The 7,162-nt window shown below is 68.0% G+C and carries 7 protein-coding genes; 4 read left to right on the top strand and 3 right to left on the bottom strand.

All coding sequences use genetic code 11. The features are described from left to right. Positions 1 to 57 precede the first annotated feature (57 nt). Both WBV89_RS06105 and WBV89_RS06100 read left to right on the top strand, forming a co-directional pair. Positions 58 to 1,836, top strand: a complete 1,779-nt coding sequence (locus WBV89_RS06105) for a cation:proton antiporter (protein WP_423980449.1) — start codon at positions 58 to 60, stop codon at positions 1,834 to 1,836. Further along, a complete protein-coding gene (locus WBV89_RS06100; RefSeq protein WP_423980448.1) occupies positions 1,833 to 2,729 on the top strand; it encodes a GNAT family N-acetyltransferase in 897 nt (298 codons plus the stop codon). Before WBV89_RS06105 ends, WBV89_RS06100 begins: the two co-directional genes overlap by 4 nt. 6 nt (positions 2,730 to 2,735) lie before the next feature. On the opposite strand, the gene WBV89_RS06095 is transcribed toward WBV89_RS06100, so the two are convergent. Beyond that, positions 2,736 to 3,785 carry a class I adenylate-forming enzyme family protein gene (locus WBV89_RS06095; RefSeq protein WP_423980447.1) on the bottom strand — a complete coding sequence of 350 codons (1,050 nt, stop codon included), beginning with the start codon at positions 3,783 to 3,785 and terminating at the stop codon, positions 2,736 to 2,738. Positions 3,786 to 3,829: 44 nt separating this feature from the next. Here WBV89_RS06095 and WBV89_RS06090 point away from each other — a divergent pair, with 44 nt between their 5' ends. Further along, positions 3,830 to 4,693, top strand: a complete 864-nt coding sequence (locus WBV89_RS06090; RefSeq protein ID WP_423980446.1) for a 1,4-dihydroxy-2-naphthoate polyprenyltransferase — start codon at positions 3,830 to 3,832, stop codon at positions 4,691 to 4,693. Here WBV89_RS06090 and WBV89_RS06085 read toward each other — a convergent pair. Then, positions 4,686 to 5,399 carry an alpha/beta fold hydrolase gene (locus WBV89_RS06085; protein WP_423980445.1) on the bottom strand — a complete coding sequence of 238 codons (714 nt, stop codon included), beginning with the start codon at positions 5,397 to 5,399 and terminating at the stop codon, positions 4,686 to 4,688. The two genes, WBV89_RS06090 and WBV89_RS06085, sit on opposite strands and share 8 nt — an antisense overlap. Beyond that, a complete protein-coding gene (locus WBV89_RS06080; RefSeq protein ID WP_423980444.1) occupies positions 5,396 to 6,151 on the bottom strand; it encodes a DsbA family oxidoreductase in 756 nt (251 codons plus the stop codon). Before WBV89_RS06080 ends, WBV89_RS06085 begins: the two co-directional genes overlap by 4 nt. 34 nt (positions 6,152 to 6,185) lie before the next feature. On the opposite strand from WBV89_RS06080, the gene menD reads away from it, so the two are divergent. Next, a partial coding sequence (menD, locus tag WBV89_RS06075; RefSeq protein WP_423980443.1) for a 2-succinyl-5-enolpyruvyl-6-hydroxy-3-cyclohexene-1-carboxylic-acid synthase occupies positions 6,186 to 7,162 on the top strand: 977 nt, incomplete at its 3' end.

Raw genomic sequence — 7,162 nt, 5'->3', positions numbered from 1 at the left:
CCCGGAACCTCGGGTGCACCTAGTGTCCTCAGCCGTGCGACAGACGGGCGATCGCCGATGAGCGACAACGAGATCATCGTCGGACTGTCGTCGATCCTCGTCCTGGGGATCGGGGCCCAGTGGATCGGCCGTCGCGTGCGGATTCCGTCCCTGCTGCTCCTGCTGCCCGCCGGGATCCTGTCCGGGGACGTGCTGGGTCTGGTCGAGCCGCAGGAGCTGTTCGGCGACATGCTCTTCCCGCTCGTCACCCTGCTCCTGAGCCTGCTGTTGTTCCAGAGCGGGCTCCAGCTCCGCGTCGCCGACCTCCCCAAGGGGTCGCGGCGCTCGGTGGCTCGGCTCGTGACGATCGGCTTGATCATCACGTTCGTGGGCGGGTCGATCACCGCGATGCTCATCCTCGGGCTGCCCCGCGAGCTGGCGTTCGTGACCGGGGCGATCCTGTCGGTGTCGGGTCCCACGGTCGTCGGTCCGATCCTCGAAACGGTCCGCCCGCGCGAGCCGCTGGGTTCGGTTCTGCGATGGGAGGGAACCACGCTCGATCCGCTCGGGGCGACCATCGGCGTGATCGTGATGAACCTCGTGCTGCGGCCCGACGGAACCGAGATCCATCCGTTGGTCCAGTTGGCCGGTCGGCTCGGACTGGGTGTCGTCGTGGGCGCGATCGCGGCAGCCGTGCTCGTGTTCGTGATGTCGCGGTTCCTGCTGACCGACGACATGGAGGCATCGGTGGCGGTGCTGTTCGCAGTCGCCGCCTTCGCGATCGCCGAGATCGGGCTGTCGGAAGCGGGCTTGTTCGCAGCGACGACGATGGGCATCGTGGTCGCGAACCAGCGCCTCGTCAAGATCGACCGGATCACGGGTTTCGGGGAGACGCTCGACGTTCTCGTGATCGGAACCCTGTTCATCGTGCTGGGGGCGCTGATCGCGATCGACGACCTCGTCGAGTACGCGCTGCCGAGCCTGGGCATCGCCACCGTGTTGGTGCTCGTTGTGCGGCCGTTGACCGCGGCGGTCTCCCTGCTCAAGACACCGTTGACGACGCGGGAGCGGGTCTTCGTGGCATGGATGGACCCGCGCGGCATCGTGGCTGCGGCGACTGCGGCGCAGTTCGCCCTGCAATTGGCCGACAAGGGCTACGACGTCACCTTCATGCTCCCGGTCGTCTTCGGCGTCATCATCACCACCGGCGTGATCTACGGCCTCAGCGCGAAGCCGGTCGCCCGGGCTCTCGGTGTCGCACGTGCTGCGCCACGAGGGATCGGTCTGTTCGGCGACGACCCGTGGCTGGCCTCGTTCGGACATGCGCTCGTGACGGCCGGTGTGCCGACCGTGTTGATCGTCAGCAGCGAGGCCGAGCGGGCCGGGAAGGTGGAGGACGACGAGATGGTGACCGTGTCGCTCCACGGGAGTGCGGTGGCGGTGGACGAGGCGATGGAACAGGCCGACCTGGCGAAGGTCCTCGTGTCGTTCCATCCGGGTGCGGTGCACAGCGTTTTCGTGGCTCGGCTGACCGAGCACGTCGGACGCCGCCACGTTCTGTTGCTGCCCGATGAGGTTCCCACGATCGGTGGCGTGTCCGACCCGTGGACGCCCCGACCGTTCGGTGGGAGGTTGACCCGCACCGAGCTCGATCGGCGGCTCGGCGAAGGCTGGACGATCGCTCCGGGAGCGAGCACCGACGACTCGGTGGATGGATCCGAACCCCTCGCCGTCGTCCATGAGGACGGGACGATCGATCTCGATCCTCGTCGCTCCACATCGCAGCCGGCCGATGTCGTCATCGCTCTCATCCCACCCGGACCCGCACGGCCCGTGGGGTACGGTGGTCGTTCGTGACGGTGTACAGGGGCGCGACGCGAGTCGAACTCGACGCGGCGATCGAATGGGCCGCGGGCGAGGGCTGGAACCCGGGTCTCGATGATGCCGATGCGTTCTGGGAGACCGATCCGGACGGATTCGTGTGCGCCGAGCGAGACGGCGAGATGATCGCGAGTGGCTCGATCGTGTCGTACGACGGGGTGTTCGGATTCATGGGGTTCTTCATCGTTCGACCGGATCTTCGCGGTCGTGGGATCGGTCGGGAATTCTGGGCGTGGCGCCGGGATCGACTGCTGGCGCGACTCGATCCGGGCGCGTCGATCGGCATGGATGGGGTGTTTGCGATGCAGCCCTTCTATCGATCGGGTGGGTTCGAGTTCACGCATCGCAACCTTCGGATGACCGGCACCGTCGATGTGAGCGTCGACTCCGGTGTCGGACACATCGATCATGTCGGACACATCGATCATGGCGGCGAGTCGGGCATGGTCGACCTCGCCGACCTGGCGTTCGACGATGTCGCAGCGTTCGACCGGAAGTACTTCGGGTGTGACCGAGCGCGGTTCCTCCGCCGCTGGATCTCACCGGTCGGTGGATGTGGGCGGGCGTGGGTGGAAGGCGGCGCAATCGTCGGAATGGGCGTCATCCGGCCGTGTCGCACCGGCTTCAAGATCGGGCCGTTGTTCGCCGACCGGGCCGACGTCGCGAACTCGCTCTTCGCAACCATGGTGTCGCACGCGAACGGTGATCAGGTGTCGATCGACGTCCCGGAGAACAACGCCGACGGCCTCGAGTTGGCCGGTCGTCACGGGTTGATCGAGAACTTCGGCTGCGCCCGCATGTACCTCGGCGATGCCCCACGCCTGCCGTGGTCCGGCATCTACGGCGTCACGACCTTCGAACTCGGGTGAGACCGGTCACGACGTGCGGATCGGTTTGCCGAGCGCTGTGCGGGGGATGGCGTCGACCACGCGCAGACGTTTCGGGGCCATGTGCGCCGGATGCTGTTCCTTGACGTGTCCACGCAGCGAGTCGAGCGTGGGCTCGGACCCCGGCGCGGCCACGACGATCGCTTCGACGAGTTGGCCCCATTCGTCGTCGGCGACACCCCGAACCATCACGTCGGCAACGGCGTCGTGCGTCCTCAACGCCGCCTCGACCGCCTCGGGCCACACGTTCTCGCCGCCGGTGATGATCAGATCGCTGCTCCGGCCCGCGACGTGGAGTCGACCGTCGCCGAGCCAGACGCCGAGATCGCCGGTTGGAAACCAACCGTCTCGGTCCCTCGGGTCGACGCCGTCGCGATAGCAGCGCAGCAGCATCGGACCACGCAGCCGGATCTCACCGACGGGGTCGATGTCGACGTCGACCCCGTCGAGTGGGCGGCCGTCGTACACGACGCCGCTGCCGGTCTCGGTCATGCCGTAGGTGGTGACCGTGTTCGCCGGACGGTCGGCTGGCGGACGCGACCCGCCGAGCACGATCGTGCGGAACACGGAGGGGTCGATCCGGCCGAGCGCGGTCGACACCAGTGACACCAGAGTCGCTCCGCTTGTCATCACCGCATCCGCGTCGAAACCCGAATGCACGGTGAGTCGGGTTCCGGAGAGCAGGCTGCGCGTGACGACCGAGAGACCCCCGACGTGCGAGAGCGGAAGACATGCCAACCAGTGGTCGTCCTCCCGCACGCCCAGCCGCTTCGTCGTGGCGGCCGCCGAGGCGACGATGGCCTCGTGGGTCAGGACGACGCCTTTCGGGGTGCCGGTCGATCCACTCGTTGCAACGACCAGTGCATCACCGGCATCCACCTCGTCGCCGACGCGCATGGCGGTGCACAGTTCGGCCTTCGCGTGGCCCGGCAGACGCTGGTCGACGGGAAATGCGGCATCTCCGGCATCCCAGATCGATTGCAACTCGCGCACGAACTCCGGTCCACCCGGACGGTCGATTGCGACTAGTCGGGGCATCGCGCTTGGCAGACGGGTGTCATCGGCTCCATCATGGCGCACAGATGAATCGTTGGTTGATCGGAGCCCGTCCTCGAACGCTGCCTGCCGCGGTGGTGCCGGTCGCCATCGGTGCTGCCTGCGCCGTCGGCCTCGGCAGTGGTGTCGTCTGGTGGCGGGTGGCGCTCGCGCTCGTCGTCAGCCTGTCCTTGCAGGTCGGGGTGAACTACGCCAACGACTACAGCGACGGCGTCCGTGGAACCGACGACGCGCGTGTCGGACCGGCGCGCCTCGTCGCGAGCGGGCTGGCGTCGGCGGGCAGCGTCAAACGCGCGGCATTCACGGCGTTCGGGATCGCGGCGATCGCCGGACTCGCGATCGCGCTGTCCACCAGCCTGTGGTTGCTCGTCGTCGGCGTCGCCGCCATCGCGGCCGGATGGTTCTACACCGGTGGGTCGCACCCGTACGGCTATCTCGGATTCGGCGAGGTTTTCGTCTTCGTCTTCTTCGGATTGGTGGCGACCGTCGGCACCACGTACGCCGCAGCAGAGGTGGTCACCGGGCTGTCGATCGTGATGGGGTGCGGGACGGGCTCCCTGGCCTGCGCCCTGCTCGTGATCAACAACCTGCGTGACATCCCGACCGATCGGGAGGTGGGCAAGCGCACGTTGGCGGTCCGACTCGGCGACGTCCGGACCCGGTGGCTCTATGTCGTGCTGATCGCCGCTGCGTTCGTCGTGATCGTCCTCGCAGCGATCGATCGCCCCCCGGTTCTGATCGCGCTCGTCGCCATTCCGTTGGCGATCGGCCCGGCCAGGACCGTGCTGCGCGGTGCGGTCGGCCCCGAGCTGATCGGTGTGCTCGGCGAGACCGGCCGACTCCAGTTGGCCTACGGCTTGCTCGCGACCGTCGGGCTCGCCATCACCTGAGGAAGTCGGCGATCGCCTCAGCGGTCAGTTCGGGGGCCTCGAGGTGCACGCTGTGCCCACTTCCGGTGATCACGATCATCCGGCTGTCGTCGATGCCGTCGACCAGCCGTTCTCCGAGAGCGGTGAACTTGGGGTCGAACTCGCCGACCAGGACCAGCGTCGGACACCGGACCTGGGACAGACGTCCCCAGAGCGGTCCCTGTGTCCCGGTTCCGCAGGTCCTCAGACTCGACGCGAGCCCCGTCGGTGTGTTCCGCCGGCGATCGTCACGCTGGGCAGAGCGTTCGTCGAGACGCGCGAACAGCGGATTCGCCAACCATTCGTCGAGGAAGGGGTCCACGCCGATGTCCTCGATGCGATCCGCGAGTCGCTCGTCGTTCGCACGTCGGACGGCGCGCTCGTAGGCGTCGTCGATTCCGGCCGTGGCTCCGATCAGCACGAGACGGTGGACGTCGTCGGCGTGTGCGAGAGCGGCGTGCAGCGCAATCCGGCCGCCCATCGAGTACCCGACGTACGCGCCGGTGCCGCCGTGCTGGACGAGGTGATCTGCAGCTCCCCACAGATCGGTCGCCAGATCGGCAGCGATGCCGTGGCCGGGCAGGTCGACGGCAACGGAGTCGAGATCGGGAGCGAGCAGCTGCTGCATGTGCACCCAACTCCGCGCGGTCTGCGTGAAGCCGTGGGCGAGCACCGCCCGGTCGGTCACGCCGGATCGTCGGTGCCGTCGTCGAGGGCGTTCTCGGCCATCTTGCGCAGCACCTTCGCGAACGTGGCGGGGTCCTGGGCGCCGGGCACGGACCACTGGTCGTTGAACACGTAGGTGGGCACGGCGGTGATGCCGGAATCGCGTGCGTGATCGAGTTCGACGGCGACCTCGGCGGTTCCCTCCGACGACTCGAGGAAGGCGAACATGGCATCGCGGTCGAGACCGATGTCGGCGGCACAGTCGGCGAGCGCCGACGCGTCACCGACGTGGGTGCCGTCGATGAAGTAGGCCTGGAGCAGTCGCTCTTTCATCGCGTCCTGCGAGACCGGTGAACCCGGCTGTCCCGCCCACCAGATCAGTCGGTGAGCGAGCAACGTGTTGGCTCGCTGCGCACGGTCCATCCGGAACTCGAGCCCGTCGTCGGCAGCGGTCCGCGTGACGTGGCCGATGATCTGCTCGGCCTTCTCCATCCCACCGAACTTCTTCGCATAGGCATCGATCACCGGGCCGGCGACACCGGGCGATGCGGTCGGATCCAACTGGAACGGTTTGAACTCGATGTCGAAGTCGACACCGAGATCACCGTCCGCCGTCGCAGCGGCGAGGCCGGCCTCGAAGCGGCGCTTGCCGATGTAGCACCACGGACAGACGACGTCGGAGTAGATGTCGATCGAGACGACCGGGCGGGCCACGTCCATCTCGGTGTCGGTGCTGGAGGCAGTGCCGGTGCTCTGGTCGGTGTCGGTGTCCACGACACCCAGGGTAGAGCCGTATCGTCGGTGCACGATGGTCGAACTCGACACCTCAACCGCGCCACCCGACGTCCAGGCGACCTTCTGTGCGACGCTCGTCGATCAGTGGGTTCGCCTCGGGATCCGCCACGCCATCGTCGCACCCGGGTCACGATCGACCCCGATGGCGCTCGCCGTCGCCGACCGTTCCGACATGACGGTGCACGTCGTGCACGACGAGAGGGTGGCGGGCTTCACGGCCCTCGGCCTCGCGGTCGATGCCGGGTCTCCACCGGCGCTCCTGCTGTGCACCAGCGGGACCGCTGCAGCGAACTTCTTCCCGGCGGTGGTCGAAGCCGGTCTGTCGGAGGTCCCGATGATCGTGCTCACCGCCGATCGCCCGGAGGAACTCCGCGGCGTCGGCGCGCCCCAGACCATCGATCAGATCGAGTTGTACGGCGCGCACGTGCGCTGGTTCCACGATCCGGGTGTCGCCGAGGTCGCGAAGGCAGGGCAGTGGCGCGCTCTTGCCACCCGAGCATGTGAACGCGCGACGAGCGGCCCTGTCCAGCTCAACCTTCCGTTCCGCGAGCCGCTGATCGGGAGTGCCTGCGCACTTCCACCGTCGATCGAAACGTCGGCGACGTCCGGGAGCGCCGCGGCGTCGCCCGCACCGATCGACACCGATCCGGTACCGGTCGGCCTCGACACCGATCGAGGAGTGATCCTGGTCGGCGGGCGTCACGGTGTCGATCCCGAACGGATCGTCGAACTCCGCCGCTGCACCGGTTGGCCGGTGATCGCCGACCCGACCTCTGGCGTGCGCCACCACAGCGACGTGAGCGCGATCGATGCCCTCCTGCGCAGCGACTGGTTCGCCGATGCGCACGAACCCGAGGTCGTCATCCGGGTGGGTCGGCCGTCGACCTCGAAGCTGCTCGCACAGTGGACCGCGCGTCCCGGTATCACTCTGATCCAGGTGGGCGGTCCGGGTCGCATCGACCCGGCGGGCAACGTCGCTGCGGTCTGCTC

The organism is Ilumatobacter sp., assembly GCF_049588435.1.
Lineage (GTDB): Bacteria > Actinomycetota > Acidimicrobiia > Acidimicrobiales > Ilumatobacteraceae > Ilumatobacter_A.
This window is presented reverse-complemented; position numbering and strand designations above follow the sequence as displayed.

What these genes read in the sequence shown, in the direction of transcription:
- WBV89_RS06095 (WP_423980447.1), bottom strand. Translation starts at nt 3,785, where the DNA reads ATGCCCCGACTAGTCGCAATCGACCGTCCGGGTGGACCGGAGTTCGTG.
- WBV89_RS06090 (WP_423980446.1), top strand. Translation starts at nt 3,830, where the DNA reads ATGAATCGTTGGTTGATCGGAGCCCGTCCTCGAACGCTGCCTGCCGCG.
- WBV89_RS06105 (WP_423980449.1), top strand. Translation starts at nt 58, where the DNA reads ATGAGCGACAACGAGATCATCGTCGGACTGTCGTCGATCCTCGTCCTG.